This is a genomic window from Rhizobium brockwellii (assembly GCF_000769405.2).
Lineage (GTDB): Bacteria > Pseudomonadota > Alphaproteobacteria > Rhizobiales > Rhizobiaceae > Rhizobium > Rhizobium brockwellii.
In genome coordinates, this window is the sequence record NZ_CP053443.1 from 209,658 (window position 1) to 233,547 (window position 23,890).

Below are 23,890 nucleotides of genomic sequence, written 5' to 3' on the forward strand. Positions count from 1 at the left end.
CTTTGTTTTTGGTGGTTGGTATCAATGCCTGAGATCAGCGAGGAAACGCTGCGCCCGGGGATGACGTGGATTGTTGAAGAATTCCTCGGGGGTTGCCATTTCGAGGATCTGGCCGGCATCGATGAACCAGACCCGATCGGCTACGTCGCGCGCGAAACCCATTTCATGGGTGACGCAGAGCATGGTCATGCCTTCCGACGCCAGGCTCTTCATGACGGCCAGCACTTCGCCGACCATTTCAGGATCGAGCGCGCTGGTGGGCTCGTCGAACAGCATCACCGGCGGTTCCATGGCGAGGGCGCGGGCGATTGCCACCCGCTGCTGCTGGCCACCCGAGAGTTGACCGGGATAGGCCCGCGCCTTGTCGGCAAGGCCGACCCGATCGAGAAGCTTGAGGGCCTTGTCCTCTGCGACATCCGGCGCCACGCCTTTCACCCGGATCGGCGACATCGACACGTTTTCGACCACGGAAAGGTGCGGAAACAGGTTGAAGTTCTGGAATACGAAGCCGATCCGGCTGCGCAGCGCATTGAGTTGCTTTGCCCGCATGGCGGCGTGAATGTTATGCCCGTCAAGCGTGATCGATCCGCTGTTGATCTCCTCAAGGCGATTGATCGTGCGGATCAGCGTCGATTTTCCCGAACCGGACGGTCCGCAGATGACCACGACCTCGCCGCGCGAGACCTGCGCATCGATGTCCTTCAGGACCGGGTAGTCGCCGTAGCTCTTGCAGACCTGCGAAAGCCGGATCGTCTGCAATTCCTGTGCTGATACTGACATGGTCATAGCTGCTCCGATATGATTTTCGATGGCGCGACCAAGGCGGCAGAGGGAAGGTTGGAAAGTCCCGCACGTCGCCGCGTGATGCTCCGCTCGAGGCGATTTGCGAAGTAGGTGAGCGTCCAGCAGATGGCGAAGTAGACGATCGCCAGAATGAGGAAGACCTGGAAAGGCTGCGTCAGGAGCTGGTTGTTGACCTGGCTTGCGGCAAAGGTCAGGTCCGGCACGTTGATCACGTAGCCGAGCGTCGTGTCCTTGATCGTCGACACGAAGGTGGAGATGATGCTCGGGATCATGTTGTAGAGCGCCTGCGGCAGGATGATGAAGCGCATGGCACCTAAATAACCGTGACCAAGCGCACGCCCCGCATCCATCTGGCCCGGTCCGAGCGCGACGATGCCGGCACGGACGACTTCGCTCAGGAACGCGCTCTGATAGACCACGAGTGTCGTCAGCATCGTCACGAAGCTCGGCACATCGGCGCCGGTCAGCAGCGGAACGAGGAAATAGCTCCACAGGATGAGCATCAAGAGCGGCACGCCCCTGGTGAAATAGACGAGCGCCGTGACCGGCCAGCGCAGCAGCGGCGACCTGGAGAGCCGCGCCAGTGCGAAGAGGATGCTGACCGGAAAGGCGAAAGCAATGCTGAGTGCAGAAAGGATCAGCGTGTTGGCGAGCCCGCCAAGCGGCCCGTTCGGATATTGGCCGATCAGCAGCAGCAGCCAGTAGTCTTGGACGATGACGATCATATCGTGGATCATGCCCGCGCACTCCTGGCAGGATCCGTGCGCATCGACAGATAGGCGCCGATGCTCATGATCACGAGCGAGAAGAAAAGGTAGAGAACCGTGCCGATCAGGTAGGCCTCGAAGGTCCGGAAGCTGAGGTTCTCGATTTCCTTGACGGCATGCGTCAGTTCCGAGGCTCCGATGACGACGGCGAGACTGCTGTTCTTGAACAGGGAAACGCTGTGATTGATGAGCGGCGGCAGCGCGTTGCGCACGCCCTGCGGCATGATGACGAAACGCATCGCCGAGACATAACCGTGGCCAAGTGCGCGGGCTGCCTGCATTTGGCCGGGACTGACCGAGCGCACGCCTGACCGAAGATCTTCGCTGAAATAGGCCGCCTGGCAGAGCCCGAGCCCGATCACCGCGAAGATGGCCTCGGCATTATGGACGGCCAGCCATTCGGCTACCCCGCTCGGCATCAGGGTGAAAATCCCGAAGTACCACAGCATCAGCTGAACCAGGGTGGGGACGTTCCGGTGGTAGGAGACGTAAGCGGCAACTAACGGATCGCCGAAGCGAAAGGGCGACAAACGCAACGCCAGCAGCAGAAGTGCCAGCGCCATCGCCATCGACCAGGAGCAGGCATAGATGATGAAGGTCATCTCGATGCCATGCAGCAGCATGGCGGTATATTCCGGATTTCCCAGGATTGCCGAAAGGTCGAAATCGCTCACGGGCTTGGCTCCCCGGATTGATCCGTCTTCGCCACAGGCTGGGGCTTTGCTGTCTGCAGGCCGCCCATGACCTGCAGCGTCGGGGTGATCTCCATATGTCCGATATTGACGGCGACGGGGGCTGCTATGGCGAAGGCAATCGCGTCGGCGATATCGGCCGCCTGCGGCAGTTCGAAGCCGTCGATGAACCTTTCGCGGATGCTGGGGTCATCGCCGTGGACGTGATTGAAAATGTCAGTGGCGACCCGGCCGGGGCAGATTTCCGTGACCCGTACCCGCTTGCCGAAAGCGTCGATACGCAGCTGATTGGACAGCATGCTCACCCCTGCCTTGGTGGCGTGATAGGATGAGTTGCCGCCGAAATTGTAGGCGCCGGCAATCGACGAGATGTTGATGACATGTCCGCGGTCGCGCGCCACCATGCCGGGCACGACCAGCCGGCAGATGTGCAGAACCGCCCGGAGATTGACGTCGACGATGAGATCGATATCGCCCTCGTCGGCTTCCAGGAATTTCTTCGGCCGGTCGACACCGGCATTGTTGACGAGAATATCGAACTCCACCCGACGGGTGAGCTCGGCCATGGCCTGACGGTCGGTCACATCGATGACGTGGGCGATGCAGCCCGTCCGCGCGGCCAGCTGCTGCAACGCTTCGGCACTGCGGGCAACGGCATGGACCTCGATGTTCTCCCGGCGGAGCCGCTCAACCACGGCTGCGCCGATACCGGAGGATGCGCCGGTCACCAGTGCGGTCTTGTAGTCGGAGAATGGCATTGTCGTTCCCTTGTTGTTGATCGAGACAGTAGCGAAGCTTAAACCCCTTGCCTAAGACCGATTATCTCTGGAGCAATAAGCAACGGTTATGGAGCCCGCGCAGGCTGCTGAAGAAGAGAAAGAGCTGATGCCGGGCATCAGCTTGCTGCGTCCGGGCCTGAGGAAAGCAGCGACGGCGTCGCGTTGCAAAAGCAATGCGTGTCTGCAAACATGTAAGCCGCGCAGATCAGAACGGTACCCCGATCCTCATGGACATCAGACGCCTCAAATCTTTCATCGTGATCGTCGACAGCGGCAGCATCACGCGAGCGGCGGACCTTTTGCATATCGCCCAGCCGGCCCTCAGCCAGCAACTTGCGGCACTGGAGGAGCATTTCGGCCACAAGCTGCTGATCCGCAGCCAGCAGGGCGTCAGCATGACCGATGCGGGACATGCGGTGTACCGCCATGCGCAGATTATCCTTCGGCAGATGGAGCAGGCGCAAGCGGATGCCTCGGCAGCTGGTAATTCGCTTGCCGGCCGTGTGTCAGTCGGTCTCGTGCCGTTCAGCAGTGCCGCCACGTTGTCGGTCGACCTCCTGGCGGAGACCCGGAAGCGGCATCCCGGTATTCTGCTGCACCTGACGGAAAGCGTCGGCCAGACCTATAGCCAGATGATCATGAACGGCCGGCTGGAGATGGCGCTTCTCCATGGAACCGGACCGATCAAGGGTGTCCGGTTCGAGCCGATCCTGAGCGAAGAGTTTTTCCTTGTCGCCCATCGGGACTTTGCGATCGAGGCGGATGCGAAACCCGTTTCGGTCAATACTCTCGACGGCATGCCGCTGCTGTTGCCGCCGGCCTATAATTTCGTCCGCCGCGCGGTTGATACCGCCTTCACGCGCACCCGCACGAATTTGAAAGTTGTGGCGGAAGTCGAGATCGTCCGTACCCTCGCTCGCGCGGTGGGCAACGGTCTCGGCGCGACGATCATGCCGAAAGCCATCGCCGACCGCATCGTATCGGAGTCGAGCGAGCCGCTGATCTGCCGGCTCGTCTCGCCGCGGATCGAAGAAACCCTGTCGCTGTGCGTTTCCGACCAGAATCCGCTGTCGGAACCGGCCCTTGCCGTCCGGGACATCCTTCTCGAGCTGACGGCGCGGTTGAAAAGCTAGAGCATGATGCCGAAAAGTGTGAGTGGTTTTCGGACGACATCATGCTCCATTTCTTTGCTTTAGATCTGAATTCAGATCTAAAGCGCGTCGCCGATCAGCGCATATCCCTGCAGAATTGAGCTATGCGCGCGCAGCCTTCGCCGAGTTTCTCCATGCTGGTCGCGTAGGAAATACGGAAAAAGGGGCTCATTCCGTAAGCCGCCCCTTGCACGGTCGCGACATGATGCTCTTCCACCAGCGCCGTGACGAAATCGACATCGGTCTCGATCTTTCGTCCGCCCTTGCTGGTCTTGCCGATCAGCCCGGAAATGTTGGGATAGATGTAGAAGGCGCCTTCAGGCTTATGGCAGCGCAGCCCGGCCACTTCCGACAATCTGTCGAGGACGAAGTCGCGTCTTTCCTTGTAGATCGCCGCACGCTCCTTCAAGAGATCCTGAGGCCCGTCCAGCGCAGCGGTCGCCGCAGCCTGGGTCAGCGTCGCGATGCCGCCGCCATTCTGCCCGTTGACGTTGCTGACGACGGAGATCAGCTCTTTCGGCCCGGCGCAAAAGCCGAGCCGCCAGCCTGTCATCGCGTAAGCCTTGGAGACGCCGTTCATCGTCAGGACGCGATCATAGAGCCTGGGCTCGACTTCGGCGATCGTGCAGAACTGGAAGTCGTCATAGACCAGGTGTTCATAGATATCGTCGGTCATGATCCAGACATTGGGATGTCGCAGCATGACCTCGGCGATGGCAGCCATCTCCGCCCGGGAGCAGGCGGCGCCGGTCGGATTGTTCGGGAAATTCAGGAAGAGCCATTTGGTGCACGGCGTGATCGCTGCCTCCAGATCTTCCGGACGCAGCTTGAAGCCAGCCTGCTCGTGGCAGGGGACGGCGACCGGGACGCCACCGGCGAATTTGACGATATCGGCATAGCTGACCCAGGAGGGTGTCGGAATGACAACCTCGTCGCCCGGATTGCAGGTTGCCAGCATGGCATTGAAGATCACCTGCTTGCCGCCGCCCGAGACGACGATCTGGCTGGCATCGTAGTCGAGATTGTTGTCCCGTTTGAACTTCCTGATGATGGCGGACTTCAGCGCCGGTGTGCCGTCCATCGGAGGATATTTCGTATCGCCGGCAAGTGCTGCCGCATGAGCCGCCTCGATCGCGTGCGCCGGAGTGGCGAAATCCGGCTCGCCGGACGAGAGGCTGACGACTTTGATGCCTCTGGCGGCCAGTTCCCTGGCGCGCTGGGTCATGGCGGCGGATGCGGAGATGGAGACGTTTTTCAGGCGGTCAGCGATGACGGACATCGACATGGTCCTTCGATGAGAGATGGGAACGGGAAACCGCCCGCGGGCGATCGGGATTGCGTCAGTCGGCGAGTTCGGCCGCAGGCGCTAGCGCAGCACCCGTGGCTTCGATCTCGCCGCGCACGATGCCGGCAAGCTCGAGGGCGCCGGGCGTGTCGCTGTGGACGAGAATGGAGCGGGCCGGCATCGCGATCACCGCTCCGTCGATTGTCTCGACGGTTCCTTCGAGCAGGAATTGTCGCACACGCGCACGCACCGCGGCTTCGTCCTTGATGACGGCGCCAGCGAGCCCGCGCGCGACGAGTTTTCCGCCGCCGTCATAGGCCCGGTCCGCAAGGAAAAGCGCCAGCGTCTTCAAACGCGCGCGTCTGGCCGCCTGCTGAATCTCGCTGCCATGGGTCACGAAGACGACGAGACCAGCATCGACCGTGGCGATCGCATCCATCATCAGGTCGGCCAGCACAGGATCGCGGTTGACCATATTGCCCATGGCCGCGTGGAAGCTGATATGGGAGACAGTGACACCCTCGGCTTTGGCGATCGCCATCAGTGCGCCGAGCTGATAGAGCATCTGCTGGCGAAGCTCGTCTGCCGGAAACGGTATTTCGCGCCGACCGAAACCCGGCCGATCAGGCAAACCGGGATGCGCGCCGATGCCGACGCCGTTCAGCTTCGCAAGCCGGACCATGCGTCCCATCGTATCCGGGTCGCCGCCATGGAAACCGCAGGCGATGTTGGCCGACGAGACAAGTTTCATCATCGCTTCGTCGTCGCACAGCCGGTAGGGACCGAATCCTTCGCCCATGTCGGAATTCAGATCGATCTTCATCAGTTCCTCCTTTTGACGGCCTTTTGGACGACATGCATTAGGCCATCGCCTTCAAGGCGCGCTTGACCATTCGGGATGTCTGCCTGACGTCCTCGACATAGCCGGCGACAGCCTGTTCCACCATGCGCGCCTCCGCATGCGTCGAGCGAACGAACGTCAGGCGGGCGCCGATCCGGGCTTGGCCGAGCCGCCAGAGATCGCATTCGATCACGCCGGCGATCTTCGGATATCCGCCGGCGGTGTTGGCATCGCTCATCTGCACGATCGGTTCGCCGCCGGGCGGAACCTGGATCACGCCGGGCACGACACCGTGGGAGCGCATCTCGATGGACGCCGTCGGCGTGATGGGCTCGCCGGACAGGCGGTAGCCCGTCCGGTCGCTTCGGGAGGAAATCCTCCAGGTCTGGCTCCAGAAGGCCTCGCCATCGCCGGCAAAAAGATCGTGCTCGCCGGCCGGCAGCGCGCGGATCGGCAGCGTGCCGTCGACAGCAGCCGGGAAGACATCGCGTAGCGCCACGGCCGGTTCGACGACGGCGATCCCAGAGGCCGGCAGCATGGCGATCTCTGCGTCCTCGCCGACCGCGATCCGATCGCCCTTCGCCAAAGGTCGGCCGGCATTGCCCCCGAAACCGCCGCGGAGCGACGTGCTTTGCGAACCCATGACAACGGGGATATCCAGCCCGCCTCCGAGCGAAATATAGGAGCGCGCCAGCCGCGGAGGCTGCTTCAGCTCGAGAACCTGTCCGGGCTCCGCGAGGTAGGCGCACCAGGAAAGCAGTTCCGATCCGTTGAGATGAGGATTGCCGTCTGCACCGGTCACGGCAAAGACCACGCGCCGCTCGAAACGCAGACTGAACGGGAAGGTCTGCACCTCTATCGCGGCCGCACTTTCGTCATTGCCGACGAGAATGTTGCCGATCCGGACCGCAAGCGGATCCATCGCGCCGCTCGCCGATACGCCGATGTCGCGATAGCCGGGGCGGCCAAGATCCTGCACTGTGTTGAACGGGCCGCTTTCGATGATCTCGATCATAGCTCAATCCCTGCCGGCAGGAACCGCACCGTATCTCCCGGCGCCATCGTGGCGGGGGTCGGCGACGTGGGGTCGAACATCTCAAGTGTCGCGAAGCCGATGGAATTCCAGCCATTCGGACCTGTGAGCATGGCGACGCCGGTCTGCATGCCGCCGATGGTCACGCAGCCCTTCGGCATCTTCAGCGAAGGTACGGTCTTTCGCGGCATGTAGATGCGCGGATCGAGACCGTGCAGATAACCGAAACCGGGAGCACTGCCCAAGGCGAAGACGCGGTAGGTCGCTTCATGATGGATGCGGACGACCTCGCGGTCGCTCAAGCCCGAGAGATCGCAAAGGGCTGGAAGATCCGTCGCATGTTCGCCGCCATAATGGACGGGGATCTCGATGGTCTTGCCCTTGAGATCGATGCTGCGGGCATTCTCCCATGCCTCCAGCAGCCGAGCGACCATCGCATCGGGATCCTCGGGCGTCTCCTTGAAGATCACCAGCAGATTGGTCATGCCCGGAATGTTTTCCTCAAGGTCCGGCCAGCCTTTCACGCTCTGGGACAGAGCCCAGATCCGCCGCTGCGCGACGAGATCGAAGTCGCCTGGCGCCTCGAGAAGGAAGGATCTGGCGCCGATCGAGGAAACCCGCGCCAGGCTTTGGGTGGCTGGAACAATCTCGCGTTGCGATGCATGTCTGTTCGTCGTGACGATCATGACTGGAGCTCGATTTCGAACAGAGGATCACCGAAGCCGACCAGCGCACCAGGCTCGGCGAGCAGCCTGGTCAAAATACCGGAACGGCCGGCGCGAAGAGGAAGCAGGATATGCCCTACCCCGACGAAGCCGACGATATCCGCATCGGATACGGAGCGCGGCAGTTTTTGCGGCGTGGCGAAAGCGGCCGGGTGTTCGACGCAGAAGCGGCCGGCCATCGGCGCCTTTACGACGGCGGATGCGGAGCCGGGAGCCAAACCGGGAGCCCCGGGAGTCGCTTCGGTCGAGCTGATCCGGGCGCCGCCTTTTCCGGCGACGACGATGCGAAGCTGTCCGCCCGGTCGGGAGATTTCAAGTCCGTCCACACCGGCGGCCGTCAACGCCTCGGTGAGCAATGCAATCGTCGCCGGATCGCTGAAATCGATCGCGCTCATGCCGCCCTCCGCAGTTTCAGCCATTGTTCGAGATAATGGATATCCGTCTCGCCGCGCGCGAATGCGCCGTCCTCGAACAGGGCGCGCAGGAAGGGGATATTGGTGGAAATTCCCTCAACCTCAGTGCCGGCAAGCGCTTCGCGCATTCTTGCCATCGCTTCTGCCCGCGTCGGCGCATGGACGATCAGCTTGGCGATCAGCGAATCGTAATAGGGCGAGACCTTGTAGCCGGTATGAATATGCGTATCGACGCGGATACCTGGTCCTGCCGGCAAAGCCAGGTGGGTCACGACACCCGCCGACGGCAGGAAGGTTTCCGGATCCTCGGCGTTGATACGGCATTCCAAGGAATTGCCTTCGCATGTCACATCGCCCTGGGTGAGATCCAGAGGGTGACCCTGAGCCGCCCTTATCTGCGCCTGGACGATATCGACACCGCTCGTCATCTCGGTGACGGGATGCTCGACCTGAAGTCGCGTATTCATCTCGATGAAATAGAAAGCGCCATCCTCATAGAGGAATTCGAAGGTTCCGACGCCCCGGTAGCCGATCTGAAGGCAGGCCTCTACGCAAGCCAGACCGACCGGCTGGATGATGTCGGGTGCGATCCCCGGCGCCGGCGCCTCCTCCACCACTTTCTGATGGCGGCGCTGCATCGAGCAATCCCGGTGTCCGAGCCACACGGCATTGCCGTGATCGTCGCAAATGACCTGGATCTCGATGTGGCGCGGATGCTCTAAGAATTTCTCCATGTAGAGCGCGGGTGAGCCGAAGGCTTTGCGGGCCTCTTCTCGCGTCAGCGCGATTGCTTCATGCAACAGATCGGCCTTTGGCACGACGCGCATGCCGCGTCCGCCGCCGCCGCCGGCTGCCTTGATGATGACGGGATATCCGATCTCCAGCGCTATGCGCTCGATCGTGGCGGGGTCATCGGGCAGCGCCGTGTCCGGACCGGGAACGCAGGGCACGCCGGCCGCCATCATCGCCCGCTTTGCCGAAATCTTGTCGCCCATGGTGGCAATCGACGACGTGGTCGGACCGATGAAGATCAGCCCCGCCTTTTCGACGGCGTCGGCGAAGGCGGCGTTCTCCGACAGAAAACCGTAACCCGGATGGATGGCGCCTGCACCGGCAAGACGCGCCGCCAGAAGGATGGCATCCTGATTGAGATAGCTCTTGGCGGCAGTCGACGGGCCGATGCACAGAAAACTGTCTGCGGTCTTTCCGTAAGGCGCTTCCCTGTCTGCCTCGGAGCAGATGGCGACCGTCTTCAGGCCGAGCTCGCGGCAGGCGCGCTGAATCCGGGCTGCGATCTCGCCGCGGTTGGCGATCAAAACGGTATCGAAGCGACCGGTCGCAGACTGTTCAGGCGTTTCCGGCATCAGGCAATCTCCGCCAGCAGATCGCCGGTCTCGACCTCGCCCTCGTCGATTTCGGTGAGGTGCGTAATGCGCCCTGACCGCGGCGCAGCGATCGTGTTGAAGACCTTCATCGCCTCGATGATGAAAAGCGTCTGCCCCTCCTCCACCTCGTCACCGATTGCAATGAATGGCGGTTCCCCGGGTGCCGGGGTCCGGTGCAGAACGCCGAAGACAGGCGCCTTCACCGCATAGGAAGTTTTCTCGAGCCTCGACGACGCATCGTAGCCGGCATCATCGGCAAAGCTCGTCGTCGATCCTGCCTTTTGCGCGGGCTCGGCAGCAGCCTCCTGACCCGGCGACGTGCGGAAAATCCGAACCGTCACGTCCTTTTCGGTCACGGTCAGCTCGGCAATGTTCGATCGTCCGACAAAGTCGATCAGCGTCTTGATCTTCGAGAGGTCCATATGCGTGCTCTGAATTTCAGAATTCCACCGCGCAGACCCGAAGTTTCAAGTCGCCCGGTGTTGTGATTTTTCGTAGCACGACGCGTCGACTGATGGGGTCAGACGAAGTTTTGATGGAGTGCAATCGGCACCCACTACGATATATCGCCGAACGTTAGCGGCCTTCCCTCGACGGCAGCCGGAAGTGGCAGAATCCCCGCAATGGATTCAATGAAGGGACAATGTTTGTTGGCCGAAAGTGCTATATGTAGGTAAATACCTACATGAGGCAGCCAACTATGACCATTACGACACTTTCCAGCCGTGAACTCAATCACGACGTCAGCAATGCCAAGAAAGCCGCCAGAAAAGGGCCAGTCATCATCACTGACCGCGGCAAACCTTCCCATGTCCTTCTGACATACGAGGAATTTCAGCGTCTTTCCGGTAGGAGCCAAAGCTTGGTCGATGGGCTTTCCATGCCGGGCCTGTCGGAAATTAATTTCATGCCGTCGCGGGTCGAGATCAAAACCCGCGGAGTTGACCTGTCTTGAGTTATCTGCTGGATACGAATGTCATTTCCGAACTGCGCAAGATTGGTGACGGTAAGGTTGATCCGGAAGTCGTGGCATGGATCAAAACGGCAAACGCTTCTGATTTTTATCTCTCTGCAATGACCATTCTCGAATTGGAACGGGGCGTGCTTGCTGTCCAACGACGCGATGCCCGGCAGGGTTCACGCCTGCGTACATGGCTTGATGATCACGTGCGTCCGCAGTTCGCCGGCCGGATACTGCCGATCGATGATGCCATCGCAACGCGCTGCGCGCATCTGCATATTTCCGACCGGCGCAACGAGGCAGATGCGCTAATTGCTGCCACTGCACTGGTGCACAATCTTACCGTGGTCACGCGAAACGTGAGAGATTTCGACGGCACCGGTGTCGTCATTGTCGATCCTTGGCAGGGTCAAGCAATGTAGGCGCCTTAAATGGATGCAAGTCGCAGCGTCCATTACAACGTCGGCGTTTCCACACGGATGCGCGGCCGGCTTCCGTCATCGTCAGCTCTTCGTGGGGCCGATGCTCTCCCGCAAGATCAGGCTGCTTCGGATGACGGTGCGAACCGCCGCCGTATTCTGCCGCTGGTCAATGGCGTCGAGCAGAAGATCCACCGCTGCGCGCCCCATCTCTTCCACCGGCTGCTTGATCGTCGAGAGCGGCGGCGAGCAGAATTCGCAGACCGGGGAGCCGTCGAAAGAGACGACGGACAGATCACCGGGAATGCGCACGCCTGTCCGCTGGACACGGCTGACGAATGAAATGGCCATGTCGTCGCTGGTCGCGATGACGGCTGTCGGTTTCTCGGTCAACTCGGCGAAATCATCCGCCGCCTGGACACCAATGTCGAAGCCGTGCTGATAATCGAGATGACCACCCGAGCGATGCACCGCCTCCTCGGACAATCCTGCCGCCTCGAGCGCCTCGAGCACGCCGCCGTAACGCTCGACATCGTGATAATTGCCTTCAGGCCCTGCAAGATAGAAAAACCGCCGATGACCCAATCGGATCAGTTCGGCAGTAACGTCGCGCACGGCTTCGCGGTCGTTCGTCACGACGCTCTGCAGGCCGGCATCGCTCATGTCGAGCAGCATCGACACGATCGGCAGACCGGAATTGGCCAGCGAGCGCCCGTCGACCTCCGGAAGCTTCGACGACAGGATGATGGCCCCGCGTACGCTGCCGCCGAAGGCGAGGTCGAGGATATGCCGTTCGGAAATCTCGTCGCGATCGAGGTTGGCAATCATCAGGTTGTAGCCGCCCTGGATCAGCGATTGATTGATACTCTGCAGCACCTGCGGAATGACCTGGGAAGCACCATAGTAGAGCGATCCCGGCAGAATGATCATGATGATGTTGGATTTGCCGACCCTGAGGCCGCGCGCCATCGCGTTCGGCGTATAGCCCAGTTGCCTGGCTGCGGCATTGATCCTGGCGCGCGTCTTCTCGTTGACTCGGCCGGGATTGGCGAGCGCCCGGCTGACTGTCGATATCGCAACGCCGGCGAGCCGCGCGACATCGGCCATCAATGCACCCGATGGCTCCTCTCCCACCACATCCTTGTTTTTATTCATGTTTATTTCGGTCTCCCGGATGCTTCGATTTGCAACTCTAAGGCAGGGAGCGATTTATAGCAAACGTTTGCCAAAAATCGCTTGCTTAAAAAACCGGCTTGGCTATTATCTAGCCATGGCAAACGATTGCCATTTCTTAATGCTTTGAAAACCCATGATTTATTGGATGCGGAACGGCACTTCCGCACGCTGGTTGGTCATGCCTCGAGAAATGGACAAATTATGGCTACTGACAGGCTGCGCTTCGGTGTCGATCTCGTGACATTCTTTCATCCCGGCTTCTGGGGCGTCGACAGCCATGAGGCGATCGTCGTCTATGCCCGCGCCGAGCGCCGTGCCTTCTGGGACAAGATTCTCGACAGCGTCCAGGCCTCCGGCGTTGCCGGTGTCGAGCTGACCTTCTCTCCCTTCAACTGGCAGGACGCCATCAAGACCTATGGTTCCGTCGACGCCTTTGCAGCCGAACTGGCAAGACGCGGCCTGACGCTGTGCAGTGGCTTCTTCGCGGAACTGGAGGCGGCCGGCGATTTCGCTGAGCCCGAGGCCCAGCGCGCGCTGATCGACAAGGCGGAACGATATGCCGACTTCCTGAAAGCCTGCGGCAGCGACATCATGGTGATCGGCGCGCCGCTGCGCCAGACGCTCGGCGCCCAGCCGGTGCAATTCTACAATTTCGACCGCGCCAAAGTGATTGCCGATTTTCTGAACCGGCTTGGTGCGACCCTCTATGCCAGGGGCGTGCGGCTGGCGCTGCACACCGAGGCGCACTCGATCTTTGCCGCCGCGCGCGATGTCGATCTGATGATGCTTTTGACCGATCCGGCCTATGTGCATATGTGCCCGGACACGGCCCATATCATCGTTGCCGGCTCCGATCCCGTCCAACTCGTCGATCGCCATCACGAGCGCATGATCATCGCTCACTGGAAGGATGCGATCGGCCCGATGCCCGCCGATACGCCGATCGACAAGCACATCCATGAACGCCACCAGCCCTATTTCTGCAGCTTCGGCCTCGGACGGGTCGACTGGCCGGCCTGGATCCGGCTGCTGCGCGACCGGGCCTATGAAGGCTGGGCGATCCTCGAACTCGATGCCGCGCCCGATCCCGTCCGCGACATCGCCAACGGGCTCACGCTCGTCCGGCAGGCGCTCCTGCCGATCTATCGCTGACAGTCATCCCTAAGACAACGAACGCCCCGCAAAGAGGGCATTTTCAAGAGGTGGAACAATGAAGACCATGATGAAGCTTTTTCTTGCCGGCGTGGCATTCGCCGGTCTCTCCGCCTCGGCCCATGCCGAGGACAAGCCAACGATCGAGATCATGTCGTCCTGGACGTCGGGCGGCGAAGCTGCCGCCCTCAACGTCATCAAGACCGAGTTCGAAAAGCGCGGCGGCGTCTGGAAGGATTCCTCGATCGCCGGCTTCGGTGCGGCCGATGCCGCCTTCCAAAATCGGATCGTCGCCGGTGATGCGCCCGGTGCCAAGCAGGGCGTCATCGGTCTCGCTGCCGCCGATTTCATCAGCCAGGGCCTGTTCAATCCGATCGACGACGTGGCGGCCGCCGGCAAATGGGCTGACGCCTTGCCGAAATCGATCCATGATCTCATCACCTATGACGGCAAGGTCTACCTTGCGCCGACCGGCGCCCATGGTGAAAGCTGGCTCTTCTATTCCAAGGAAGCCTTCGAGAAGGCCGGTATTTCGCAAGAGCCCAAGACCTGGGACGAGCTCTTTGCCGATCTCGACAAGCTGAAGGCTGCCGGCATGGTTCCGGTCGCTTGGGGTGGCCAGCCCTGGCAGCAAACCAAGGTCTTCAACATGATCCTGCTCTCGCAGGTCGGGATCGACGGCTTCCTGAAGATCTATGTCGATAAGGACAAGAGCCCGGCATCCGTCGAAGGCGTGAAGAAGACCCTCGAAATCCTCGGCAAGCTGCGTGGTTATGTCGATGCCGGTGCCGCCGGCCGCAACTGGAACGACGCGACCGCCATGCTGATCACCGCCAAGGCCGGCGTGCAGTTCATGGGCGATTGGGCCAAGGGCGAATTTACCGTTGCCGGCAAGGAGCCGGGCAAGGATTATGGCTGCATGATCGTGCCGGAATCGAAGGGCATGGTTTATATCGCCGACTCCCTCTGGTTCCCCAAGACCGGCAAGGCCGAGACCGACAAGGCACAGAAACTTCTCGCCGAAGTCGTCATGGATCCGGCCGTCCAGGTCGAATTCGCCCTCAAGAAGGGTTCGGTTCCGATGCGCGCCGACGTCGACAAGTCGAAGCTGGACGTCTGCGCCCAGAAGGGTGTCGAGCTGATGGCAGCCGGTGCGATCGTGCCGGACCAGGCGATCGTGCTGACGCCCCAGCAGGTTGGCGCGCTCGATGACTTCGTCGACGAATACTGGAGCGGCGGCTCGGACGATACGGCCTCCGCAGCCGGGAATTTCTTCGCCATCTTCGAGTAGGATAGTAGCCCGTGGCGTCGACCTGATGTCGACGCCACGGCTGCCAGCCGCCGCCTCGCGCGGCGGCGCGCCCTGCTTTCCACTCCGTCAATGAGCTGGCCGATGTCCATCAAACGCAAGCCCAATCTTTCCGCGACCATCGCGCTTTTGCCGACATGGTTCGTCGCGGTCGTGGTCTTTATCGGTACCATGGCCTGGTCGATCCGCCTGTCCTTCACCAATTCGACGCTTTTTCCGTCCTCGACCTATGTCGGCTTGGCGCAGTATTCGAAGCTCTTCTCTTCCGCCAAGTGGCTGGCCTCGCTGCAAAACGTGTTGATCTTCGGCGTCCTATACGTCGCAGGCTGTTTGCTGCTGGGCTTCCTGCTGGCTGCGGCGCTGGACCGCAAGATCCGCTTCGAAAGCGCCTTCAGGACCATATTCCTCTATCCCTACGCCATGTCCTTCGTGGTGACCGGGCTGATCTGGCAATGGATGCTCAATCCGGCGCTCGGCATCCAGGCGAGCGTGCGTTCGCTCGGCTGGGAAAGCTTCGTCCTCGACTGGGTGGTCAATCGCGACATGGCGATCTATGCGCTGGTGCTTGCCGGCGTATGGCAGGGCGCGGGGCTCGTCATGGTCATTGCGCTCGCCGGCATGCGCGGCATCGAAGGCGAGCAATGGAAGGCGGCGCGGATCGACGGTATCCCTGTCTGGCGGATCTATGTCTCGATCATCCTGCCCCAGCTCGGGCCGGCGCTGGCCGCGGCCGGCATGCTGCTCGCCATGGGCGTGATCAAGACCTATGACATCGTCGTTGCCATGACCAATGGCGGCCCCGGCAATGCGACGGAGGTGCCGGCGAAATTCATCATGGACAATCTGTTCGGGCGCCAGAACCTCGGCCTTGCCACAGCCGGCGCGACGGTGCTTGTCCTCGGCGTGATCATCGCAGTCGCCCCGTTCCGCTACATCATGCACATGCGTGACAAAGCCAAGGGAGCCGCGTGATGGCACGTCTTCATCCGAACGGCCCGAAGCCGGCACAGATCACCGCCGGGCGCATCGGCCTCTATGCCTTCCTTGTCGTCGCAGCGCTTTTCTTCCTTTTGCCGCTCTACACCATGGTCGTTACCTCGCTGAAATCGATGCCCGAAATCCGGCTCGGCCAGATCTTTGCCCTGCCGGCGACGCTCGATTTTTCTGCCTGGGCCACTGCCTGGTCGGGGGCCTGCATGGGAACCGTCTGCGTCGGCATTCGCAGCGGCTTCTGGAATTCGGTGGCGATCACCCTACCCTCGGTCGCGCTCTCGGTCTTCATCGGCGCCGTCAACGGCTATGCGCTGTCGCTCTGGCGGCCGCGCGGGGCAAACCTGCTCTTCGGCCTGCTGATGGCCGGCGGCCTCATCCCCTACCAGATCTTCCTCTATCCGATGGTCCGGGCGATGGCGAATATTGACCTTTATAATTCGCTGGCTGGCATCATTCTCGTGCATGTCATCTTCGGTCTGCCGCTGGTGACGCTTCTTTTCCGCAACTATTTCCTCAGCGTGCCGGAGGAGCTCTGCAAGGCGGCGCGCGTCGACGGCGCGGGCTTCTGGCGCATCTTTTTCGAGATCATGCTGCCGATTGCCGTGCCGATGGTCGTGGTGGTCTCCATGCTGCAGTTCACCGGCATCTGGAACGACTTCCTGCTCGGTCTCGTCTTTGCCGGCCGCGACAACCTGCCGATGACCGTGCAACTCAACAATATCGTCAACACCACGATGGGCGAGCGGACCTACAACGTGAACATGGCGGCGACGATCCTCACCGCCATCGTTCCGCTCGCCATCTATTTCCTGTCCGGCCGCTGGTTCGTGCGCGGCATCGCGGCCGGCGCAGTCAAGGGGTAACACTTCCATGCAATCTGCCGTCTCCGTCAAGGACCTGAAGATCGCCTACGGCGACCATACGGTGATCGAGAAGATGTCGATCGACATCGCGTCGCGAGAGTTCCTGGTGCTGCTCGGCCCTTCCGGCTGCGGCAAGTCCACGCTTCTGAACGCCATTGCCGGTCTCCAGGACATCACATCAGGCGAGGTCTGGATCTCAGGCAAGAACGTCAGCTGGGAGGAGCCGAAGGACCGCGGCATCGGCATGGTCTTCCAGTCCTACGCGCTCTATCCCCGCATGTCGGTTCGCAAGAACCTCTCCTTCGGACTTCGCGTCGCCGGTCTGCCGAAGGCTGAGATCGAGGCCCGTGTCGCCCGCACCGCGGCGCTCCTCCAGCTCGACAAGCTGCTCGACCGGCGTCCTTCCGAGCTGTCGGGCGGCCAGCGCCAGCGTGTCGCCATCGGCCGGGCGCTGGTGCGTGAAGTGGATGTCTTCCTGTTCGACGAACCACTGTCGAACCTCGATGCCAAGCTGCGCAACGAATTGCGCGTCGAGATCAAGAAGCTGCACCAGCGCCTCGGCAATACCATGATCTACGTCACCCACGATCAGGTCGAGGCCCTGACGCTGGCCGACCGCATCGCCATCATGCGGGACGGCGTGATCCAGCAACTCGCCTCTCCGGCTGAAATCTACCGCCGTCCGGCCAATCTCTTCGTTGCCGGTTTCATCGGCGCTCCGGCGATGAATTTCGCCGAGGGCCGGATCGAGCGCGGCAACGGCGCGCTGGTCTTCCAGAGCAAGGAGCTCACTGTCGATCTCTCCGGTTATTCCTTTCGAGCGGACGCAGCGGAAGGACCGGCAACGCTCGGCTTTCGCCCGGAACACCTTGTGCTCGATGGCGCCACGAGCGGCCTACCCACCATTCCCGGTCGCGTTTCCGTCGTCGAGCCGATGGGCTCGGACGCCGTCGTCTGGTTCGACTGGGCGGACCAGAGCCTTTCGCTCCGGCTCATGGGCGATGTCACCCTGCAGCCCGGCGATGCCGTGGCTCCCGGGCTCGATATCGCCAAGGCATCCCTCTTCGGCGCTGACGGATCGCGGCTGTAACGCGCCATCCCTTTGTTTTCCCGCAATTCCGGACGCGCTTCGCGCCGTTTTGAGGATTGCTTCAGGACAGGATTTGAAAATACATGTCTGAGATCGTCTATGATGCGCTGGTGATCGGCTCCGGCGCGGCGGGTTCTTTTGCGGTGAAGGAACTGACGGCACAGGGATTGTCGGTGCTGCTGCTCGAGGCCGGCCCCGCGGTCGGACCGAAGGATTTCGATCCCGCCCGCAAGAAGGCGCCGGCAAGCAGCATCAATATATGGGAGCGCGCGCGGGCCACCCTCAAGGGCCAGCCGATCCAGGCGCGCGCAGCCTTTTTCACCGAGCGCTTCAGCCATTTCTTCGTCAACGACCGCAAGAACCCCTATACGACGCCGAAGGGCGAACCCTTCCTCTGGATCCGCGGCCGCCAGGGCGGTGGGCGCCTCCACAGTTTCGGCCGGGTGCTGCTGCGCTGGACCGACGACGATTTCAAGATCCGCTCACGCGCCGGAAAGGGCGTGGACTGGCCGGTCTCCTATGACGAGCTGGTGCCTTTCTACGACGAGGTCGAGGCCCATCTCGGGCTCTACGGCAACAAGGACAACGTGGCCACGCTGCCAGATGGCATCTATGCGAAGCCGGCAAGCCTGACGCCCGCCGAACAGATCTTCAAGCAGGCGGTTGAATACCGTTGGCCGGAAAGGCATGTCGTTTCCTGGCGCTACATCGCGCCGGACGCCGACCGCATGCCGCGACCGCTGCGAGAAGCAAAGGCGACCGGCCAACTGACAGTCCGCTACGACGCCGTCGTTCGCCGCATCACCACGGACGAGAAGACCGGCCACGCCACCGGAGCGGAGTTCATCGATCGCAATACGGGCGAAGTATCGACCGCGCGCGCCGCGACGGTGGTGCTTTCGGCCTCGCCGATAGAGAGCGTGCGACTGCTGCTGAATTCGGCGTCGGCGAAACATCCTGATGGGCTCGGCAACAGCTCGGGTGCCCTCGGCCGCTATTTTATGGATCAGCTTCCGTGCCTCGCGTTTGGGTCCTTTTCGAAGGCGAAGGGTTGGGCGGTCGACGAGTCTGCGCCGACCGACCCGTTCTACAATCCGTCAGGCGGGATCTTCATTCCCCGCTTCGGCGAGGGCGACGCCGCCCGCGGCGATTTCGACTACCAGGGAAGCGTCGGCCGCGCGCCGGTCTCCGGGGACACAGATGCACGTCTCGCCTTCTTCGGTTTCGGCCGGATGCTGCCCTATGCAGACAATCGCATCACGCTCGACGTCAGGCGTAGGGATGCCTGGAACATTCCCGTGCCACATATCCGCTGCGTCATGCAGGAGGAGGAACAGGCGCTGCTCAGAAGGCAGGAGGAAACGCTGATCGCGATGATCAAGGAAGTCGGCGGCGACCTCGAATTCATCGGCTCGCCCACCGGCCTCAAGGAGATGGGCAAGGGCGCCTTTCCCGAAGCCGATACCTTCAGCCGCTTCATGTTCCGCAAATGGTTCCGCAAGACCATGTGCATGGGCGCGGCAATCCATGAGACGGGCGGCGCGCGCATGGGCGAAAATCGGCAAGCTTCTGTGCTCAATCCCTACAACCAGGTCTGGGATGCTCCGAACCTCATCGTCACCGACGCCAGCGCCTTCCCCGGCAGCGGCATCGCCGGCACCACGCTCACCGTCATGGCTCTGACGATCCGCGCCTGCCGGAACCTTGTCGACCAGTACCGGACGGGGCAGTTGTAGGCGCGCTCGGCGGCTGAAGCGCATTCGACGCCGCAAGCATCGGCTTGAGAGATCGGGACGTTGCTGTTCCGGCTTCCGGTTAGCCGAACTGTCACACAAACTTCGCAGTGACATGCTCCTGTCAAAAAAAGCAGGAAGGAAAAGGCCATGACTCAAACACCTCAGGACCAGCTCAGCCGTATTAAGGCCGAAATCGCCGACAGCTTCGATGAAGAGCTGGAAATGCAGATGGAGGAAGACCGGCTGGACGATCTGGTTGCCGAAGGAATGTCGGAACCGGCGGAGCAGACGATCGAGCGAAAGATCTACTTCAGGGAGCTTTTCCGGCTGCAGCATGAACTGGTGCGGTTGCAGGATTGGGTCCAGCATAAGAAGCTGAAGGTGGTGGTGCTGTTCGAAGGGCGGGATTCGGCCGGCAAGGGTGGCGCGATCAAGCGCGTGACCCAGCGGCTCAATCCGCGCGTTTGCCGGACGGTCGCGCTGCCCGCGCCCACCGAGCGGGAACGTCATCAATGGTATTTCCAGCGTTATGTCCCGCATCTTCCGACCGCCGGCGAAATGGTGCTCTTTGACCGAAGCTGGTACAATCGCGCCGGCGTCGAGCGCGTCATGGGGTTCTGCACCGAGGAAGAACTCGAGGAGTTCTTCCGCTCGGTGCCTGAATTCGAGCGGATGCTCGTCCGCTCCGGTATCGTGCTGATCAAGTACTGGTTTTCGATCACCGACGAGGAGCAGGAATTCCGCTTCAAGATGCGTATCCACGATCCGCTGAAGCAATGGAAGCTCTCACCGATGGATATGGAAAGCCGTGTCCATTGGGAGGAATACACCAAAGCCAAGGAAGAGATGCTGGCGCGGACGCACACGGAGGACGCACCCTGGTGGGTGGTACAGGCCGTGGACAAGAAACGGGCGCGGTTGAACTGCATTGCCCATCTTCTCGAACAGATCCCTTATGAGGATGTTCCGAAACTGGAGATCCAGTTGCCGGATCGCATCCGTCATGCCGATTACAACAGGTCGCCGGTTCCGCCTGAAATGCTCGTGCCGGAGCGCTATTGACAGCATAGCCGCAACGGCGGGTTGCTACGCTACGCCACGGAAGAGCGTGGCGTAGCGTTGGATCGTCGGAGACCTTCAGGCGGCGACATCAGCCATGCGGTTCAATTCCGAGACGGCCTCATCCGGCAGCGCGAGCCCGGCGGCGGCGAGGTTCTCCCTGAGATGGCCGACGGACGAAGTGCCGGGAATCAGCAGGATGTTTTCCGCGCGACGCAGCAGCCAGGCGAGTGCCACCTGCATCGGCGTGGCATTGAGGCGTGTGGCGACATCGGACAGGGTGGACGACTGCAGCGGGCTGAACCCGCCGAGCGGGAAGAATGGTACATAGGCAATGCCGTCGCGCGCGAGATCGTCGATCAGGGCATCGTCGGCCCGATGCGCGAGATTGTACTGGTTCTGCACGCAGATGATCTCGGTGATCCCACGCCCTTCGGTGATCTGCTTGGATGTGACGTTGCTCAGCCCGACGTGACGCACCAGGCCTTGCCGCTGAAGATCGGCGAGCACTGTCAGCGGCGCTTCGATCGACCCTTCGGCCGGACCATGCACGTCGAACATGATCCTGAGATTGACGACATCAAGCACATCGAGGCCGAGATTGCGGAGATTGTCGTGCACTGCCGCGGTCAGTTCTTCACGCGAGAAGGCCGGCATCCACGATCCATCCGCGCCGCGCCGGGCGCCGATCTTGGTGACGATGACGAGATCGTCGCGATAGGGATGCAGCGCTTCGCGGATGATCTGGTTGGTGACGTGCGGGCCATAGAGGTCGCTGGTGTCGATATGGTTTACGCCGCTCGTGACCGCCTCTCGCAGCACGGCCAAGGCTGCGCCATGATCTTTGGGCGGGCCAAACACGCCAGGCCCGGCAAGCTGCATGGCGCCATAGCCGAGCCGCTTCACGCTGCGGCCGCCGAGGTTGAATGTGCCGGACTGATCGGTAGTGGACATGACTTAATTCCTTTCAAGAGATGACGCCAAGATAGGCCCAAGATAAGCATTGTCGGCACGCGTGAAAATTGGCTACAATCCGCACGGGCTGTGCGGAGTGGCGAACAGTGAAAGCGGATCTGGGTGATCTCAATGCCTTCGTTGCCGTGGCCCGTGCCGGGGGTTTTCGTGAAGGGGCGCGCGTCAGCGGCAGCAGCGCCTCCTTCCTCAGCGAAGCGGTGCGTCGCCTGGAGGGCCAACTCGGCGTCAGGCTGCTCAACCGGACGACCCGCAGTGTTGTCCCGACCGAAGCGGGCAAGGGCTTGCTGGAGCGGCTCGGCCCTGCTTTGAGCGAGGTGGAGTCTGCCCTCGACGTCGTCAACGGATTTCGCGACAGGCCGGCCGGTGCGTTGCGCCTCAATGTGCCGGTCAGCGCGGCGCGGCTGGTGCTGCCTGCCATCGTTCCACCATTCCTCGCCGTCTATCCCGATATTCGGCTGGAGGTGGTGACCGACGAGAGCTTTGTCGACGTGATCGCGGCCGGCTGCGACGCCGGCATCCGCTATGACGAGCGGTTGGAGCAGGATATGATCGCAATACCGATCGGCCCACGCGTCCAGCGCTTTGCCATCGCCGCCTCCCCCGGCTACCTGGATCGCCGTGGCCGGCCGCAACACCCGAGCCAGTTGCTTGGCCATGCCTGCATATTGGGCCGCTTCGATAGTGGTGCGATGACGGCGCCGTGGGAATTCGAGCGTGATGGCGAGATCGTGCGGGTCGATCCGACGGGGCCGCTGATCGTGCGGGTCGGCGGAGCGACTGACCTGGCCGTCGATGCAGCGATATCGGGAACAGGGATCGTCTGCCTCTTCGAGGACTGGCTGCGCCCGCATTTTGACAGCGGCGCGCTCGAGCCCATCCTCGAACCGTGGTGGCAGCGATTCTCCGGGCCATTCCTCTATTATCCCGGACGTCGGCTGGTGCCGGCGCCGCTCCGGGCATTCATCGATTTCGTCAAGGCATCAGCCAATCAGGCTTGATGTTTGTCGGCCAGAGACATGCCTCCCGATCGGGGCCGCCTTTCGTTTCAGCCAAAAGAGAAGGATTCAGCGAGATAGCTTATGGGTCCGATGTCGCCGCCATCAATTCCTTGTAGAGCGGATCATTGGTCCGCTTTATCTCCATAAGGATCGCAGCGACATTGACGGCAAAATTTCCGGGTTCCATGCGCATCGGGCCGACGCCGAGATGATGTAGGCCGATGATGCGTCCGTCACTGGCAAAGACAGGCCCACCCGAGCTGCCATTTTCCGTCGTGCAGTTGTGCGTGAACTCCGTGATCGATGCCGCATCTTCCGGGCCTGTCCAGGTCGCCACGTTCGGGTTGAGAACGGAGCAGCCGCGGGTCACCGACTTCGCTACGCAGGCCGGGTGATGCAAGACCGTGACGCTCTCGCCGGCGGTGAGTGGCTCCTCGTTCAGCTTTGGTAGTAACAGCGGCCTCGACAGCGCCGGTCCATCCGCCAGCGGGGTTAGCCGGATAATCGCTACATCGAGATCCTCGCTCGAGAATTCCACCTTCTGGCAGGCATATTCCCGGCCCTCGTCGTCGCTATCCCAGGACATGTCGACGATGGCGGAATGGCAGATGCCGCCCTGCCAGAAGGATGCCGCGAGCGTGCTGTCCGCCCCGCCGCAGTGCCAGTTGGTCATGAAGAGGTCCGAGGTCAGCCTGGTGCCGCTGCAGCACCAGTTGGCAAGCTTGCCGTCGATTCCCGGCCCCGAGCCGATCAGCATCCCGAGATCATCGGCCAGCGTCTGCATGGCGACCTTCTCGTTGGTATTGGGAAAGCTTAGGCCGGCCAGCAGCTCGTTCGTGTTGCCCGGCATCGGCGAGTAGAAGGGGCTCGCCACCTGCGACGGCATGTAGAGTCCGTCGACCACCTCTGCCCGCACATTGGCCGACTGCGTCGACAGTTGCACGGCCGGCAATTTCGAATTCAGGCGCCGCGTCCAGCAGCCGGCGTCTGTTTCGCAGGCGGAGGCTTTCTGGTCGAATGCTGAGAGGACCTGGCCGGTCGAGGCGCGAATGACGATGGACCAGTCTTCATTCCCGGGATTGGTGACCTTGATCCTCAGCCGATAGTAGCGAGGCTCATCTTGCGAAGGCGCTCCGGTGATCTCGACCCGCTTGCGCGTCTTGCTCAGCACTGCGTCGATCGGCTTGAAAGCGATGCCGAATTTGGTGCCACGCGCTTCCTGAGCTGCGGCAGGGCAGGCGAGCGTGGCGACGAGGGCAATAGTAGCCGGGATTTTCATGACCA

Annotated in this window: 25 protein-coding genes; 11 read left to right on the top strand and 14 right to left on the bottom strand. The window is 61.7% G+C overall.

Annotation, left to right across the window (positions count from 1 at the left end; genetic code table 11):
- Window positions 1–21: 21 nt before the first annotated feature.
- From RLCC275e_RS32535 to RLCC275e_RS32550, 4 genes are read right to left on the bottom strand one after another with little or no spacing between them, the layout of a single operon-like run.
- Entirely contained in the window at window positions 22–786 is a 765-nt protein-coding gene (locus RLCC275e_RS32535; RefSeq protein WP_033184318.1) for an amino acid ABC transporter ATP-binding protein, read from the bottom strand.
- Window positions 783–1,541 carry an amino acid ABC transporter permease gene (locus RLCC275e_RS32540; protein WP_033184317.1) on the bottom strand — a complete coding sequence of 253 codons (759 nt, stop codon included), beginning with the start codon at window positions 1,539–1,541 and terminating at the stop codon, window positions 783–785. Before RLCC275e_RS32540 ends, RLCC275e_RS32535 begins: the two co-directional genes overlap by 4 nt.
- Entirely contained in the window at window positions 1,538–2,245 is a 708-nt protein-coding gene (locus tag RLCC275e_RS32545; protein WP_033184316.1) for an amino acid ABC transporter permease, read from the bottom strand. The genes RLCC275e_RS32540 and RLCC275e_RS32545 overlap by 4 nt, the downstream gene beginning before the upstream one ends.
- Entirely contained in the window at window positions 2,242–3,021 is a 780-nt protein-coding gene (locus RLCC275e_RS32550; protein WP_033184315.1) for an SDR family oxidoreductase, read from the bottom strand. The genes RLCC275e_RS32545 and RLCC275e_RS32550 overlap by 4 nt, the downstream gene beginning before the upstream one ends.
- 194 nt (window positions 3,022–3,215) lie before the next feature.
- Between RLCC275e_RS32550 and nac the strand changes: the two genes are divergently transcribed.
- The gene (nac, locus tag RLCC275e_RS32555) at window positions 3,216–4,175 is read left to right on the top strand and encodes a nitrogen assimilation transcriptional regulator NAC (RefSeq protein WP_171816992.1); all 960 of its coding nucleotides are present in this window, start codon (window positions 3,216–3,218) and stop codon (window positions 4,173–4,175) included.
- A 94-nt stretch (window positions 4,176–4,269) separates the two neighbouring features.
- Here the strand turns inward: nac and RLCC275e_RS32560 are convergent, their stop codons facing one another.
- The 7 genes from RLCC275e_RS32560 to RLCC275e_RS32590 form a co-directional block, all read right to left on the bottom strand.
- Window positions 4,270–5,472 carry a pyridoxal phosphate-dependent aminotransferase gene (locus RLCC275e_RS32560; RefSeq protein ID WP_033184342.1) on the bottom strand — a complete coding sequence of 401 codons (1,203 nt, stop codon included), beginning with the start codon at window positions 5,470–5,472 and terminating at the stop codon, window positions 4,270–4,272.
- Window positions 5,473–5,533: 61 nt separating this feature from the next.
- Window positions 5,534–6,301, bottom strand: a complete 768-nt coding sequence (locus RLCC275e_RS32565) for a 5-oxoprolinase subunit PxpA (RefSeq protein ID WP_033184314.1) — start codon at window positions 6,299–6,301, stop codon at window positions 5,534–5,536.
- A gap of 37 nt (window positions 6,302–6,338) precedes the next feature.
- Complete coding sequence (locus RLCC275e_RS32570) at window positions 6,339–7,334, bottom strand: 5-oxoprolinase subunit C family protein (protein WP_033184313.1); 996 nt, start codon at window positions 7,332–7,334, stop codon at window positions 6,339–6,341.
- Window positions 7,331–8,038 carry a 5-oxoprolinase subunit PxpB gene (gene pxpB, locus RLCC275e_RS32575; protein ID WP_033184312.1) on the bottom strand — a complete coding sequence of 236 codons (708 nt, stop codon included), beginning with the start codon at window positions 8,036–8,038 and terminating at the stop codon, window positions 7,331–7,333. Before pxpB ends, RLCC275e_RS32570 begins: the two co-directional genes overlap by 4 nt.
- Complete coding sequence (locus RLCC275e_RS32580; protein WP_033184311.1) at window positions 8,035–8,472, bottom strand: acetyl-CoA carboxylase biotin carboxyl carrier protein; 438 nt, start codon at window positions 8,470–8,472, stop codon at window positions 8,035–8,037. Before RLCC275e_RS32580 ends, pxpB begins: the two co-directional genes overlap by 4 nt.
- Window positions 8,469–9,854 carry an acetyl-CoA carboxylase biotin carboxylase subunit gene (gene accC, locus RLCC275e_RS32585; RefSeq protein WP_033184310.1) on the bottom strand — a complete coding sequence of 462 codons (1,386 nt, stop codon included), beginning with the start codon at window positions 9,852–9,854 and terminating at the stop codon, window positions 8,469–8,471. The genes RLCC275e_RS32580 and accC overlap by 4 nt, the downstream gene beginning before the upstream one ends.
- Window positions 9,854–10,297 (bottom strand): acetyl-CoA carboxylase biotin carboxyl carrier protein, encoded by a 444-nt coding sequence (locus RLCC275e_RS32590; RefSeq protein ID WP_033184309.1) that lies wholly within the window; start codon window positions 10,295–10,297, stop codon window positions 9,854–9,856. Before RLCC275e_RS32590 ends, accC begins: the two co-directional genes overlap by 1 nt.
- A 278-nt stretch (window positions 10,298–10,575) precedes the next feature.
- On the opposite strand from RLCC275e_RS32590, the gene RLCC275e_RS32595 reads away from it, so the two are divergent.
- Together RLCC275e_RS32595 and RLCC275e_RS32600 are read left to right on the top strand one after the other, a co-directional pair.
- Complete coding sequence (locus RLCC275e_RS32595) at window positions 10,576–10,830, top strand: type II toxin-antitoxin system Phd/YefM family antitoxin (protein ID WP_033184308.1); 255 nt, start codon at window positions 10,576–10,578, stop codon at window positions 10,828–10,830.
- Window positions 10,827–11,258, top strand: coding sequence for a type II toxin-antitoxin system VapC family toxin (locus tag RLCC275e_RS32600; protein WP_033184307.1), 432 nt, complete (start codon window positions 10,827–10,829; stop codon window positions 11,256–11,258). The genes RLCC275e_RS32595 and RLCC275e_RS32600 overlap by 4 nt, the downstream gene beginning before the upstream one ends.
- A gap of 81 nt (window positions 11,259–11,339) precedes the next feature.
- On the opposite strand, the gene RLCC275e_RS32605 is transcribed toward RLCC275e_RS32600, so the two are convergent.
- Entirely contained in the window at window positions 11,340–12,410 is a 1,071-nt protein-coding gene (locus RLCC275e_RS32605; RefSeq protein WP_033184306.1) for a LacI family DNA-binding transcriptional regulator, read from the bottom strand.
- A 222-nt stretch (window positions 12,411–12,632) separates the two neighbouring features.
- On the opposite strand from RLCC275e_RS32605, the gene RLCC275e_RS32610 reads away from it, so the two are divergent.
- From RLCC275e_RS32610 to ppk2, 7 genes are all read left to right on the top strand, one after another.
- The gene (locus RLCC275e_RS32610; RefSeq protein WP_033184305.1) at window positions 12,633–13,583 is read left to right on the top strand and encodes a sugar phosphate isomerase/epimerase family protein; all 951 of its coding nucleotides are present in this window, start codon (window positions 12,633–12,635) and stop codon (window positions 13,581–13,583) included.
- A gap of 58 nt (window positions 13,584–13,641) precedes the next feature.
- Window positions 13,642–14,874, top strand: coding sequence for an ABC transporter substrate-binding protein (locus RLCC275e_RS32615; RefSeq protein ID WP_130671293.1), 1,233 nt, complete (start codon window positions 13,642–13,644; stop codon window positions 14,872–14,874).
- 102 nt (window positions 14,875–14,976) lie between these two features.
- Window positions 14,977–15,864, top strand: a complete 888-nt coding sequence (locus RLCC275e_RS32620) for a carbohydrate ABC transporter permease (protein ID WP_033184304.1) — start codon at window positions 14,977–14,979, stop codon at window positions 15,862–15,864.
- On the top strand, window positions 15,864–16,748 hold the full coding sequence (locus RLCC275e_RS32625) for a carbohydrate ABC transporter permease (protein WP_003555439.1): 885 nt from the start codon (window positions 15,864–15,866) through the stop codon (window positions 16,746–16,748). Before RLCC275e_RS32620 ends, RLCC275e_RS32625 begins: the two co-directional genes overlap by 1 nt.
- Window positions 16,749–16,755: 7 nt before the next feature.
- Window positions 16,756–17,838, top strand: a complete 1,083-nt coding sequence (locus RLCC275e_RS32630) for an ABC transporter ATP-binding protein (RefSeq protein ID WP_130708083.1) — start codon at window positions 16,756–16,758, stop codon at window positions 17,836–17,838.
- Window positions 17,839–17,921: 83 nt separating this feature from the next.
- The gene (locus RLCC275e_RS32635) at window positions 17,922–19,574 is read left to right on the top strand and encodes a GMC oxidoreductase (RefSeq protein WP_033184303.1); all 1,653 of its coding nucleotides are present in this window, start codon (window positions 17,922–17,924) and stop codon (window positions 19,572–19,574) included.
- Between the two features lie 147 nt (window positions 19,575–19,721).
- On the top strand, window positions 19,722–20,636 hold the full coding sequence (ppk2, locus tag RLCC275e_RS32640) for a polyphosphate kinase 2 (protein ID WP_033184302.1): 915 nt from the start codon (window positions 19,722–19,724) through the stop codon (window positions 20,634–20,636).
- Window positions 20,637–20,711: 75 nt separating this feature from the next.
- Here the strand turns inward: ppk2 and RLCC275e_RS32645 are convergent, their stop codons facing one another.
- Window positions 20,712–21,587 (bottom strand): aldo/keto reductase family oxidoreductase, encoded by an 876-nt coding sequence (locus RLCC275e_RS32645; RefSeq protein WP_033184301.1) that lies wholly within the window; start codon window positions 21,585–21,587, stop codon window positions 20,712–20,714.
- A gap of 107 nt (window positions 21,588–21,694) precedes the next feature.
- Here RLCC275e_RS32645 and RLCC275e_RS32650 point away from each other — a divergent pair, with 107 nt between their 5' ends.
- Entirely contained in the window at window positions 21,695–22,606 is a 912-nt protein-coding gene (locus RLCC275e_RS32650; protein ID WP_033184300.1) for a LysR family transcriptional regulator, read from the top strand.
- 79 nt (window positions 22,607–22,685) lie between these two features.
- Here RLCC275e_RS32650 and RLCC275e_RS32655 read toward each other — a convergent pair whose 3' ends face one another.
- Window positions 22,686–23,885: a trypsin-like serine peptidase gene (locus RLCC275e_RS32655; protein ID WP_165418947.1), complete on the bottom strand. Its 1,200-nt coding sequence runs from the start codon at window positions 23,883–23,885 to the stop codon at window positions 22,686–22,688.
- Between the last annotated feature and the right edge of the window lie 5 nt (window positions 23,886–23,890).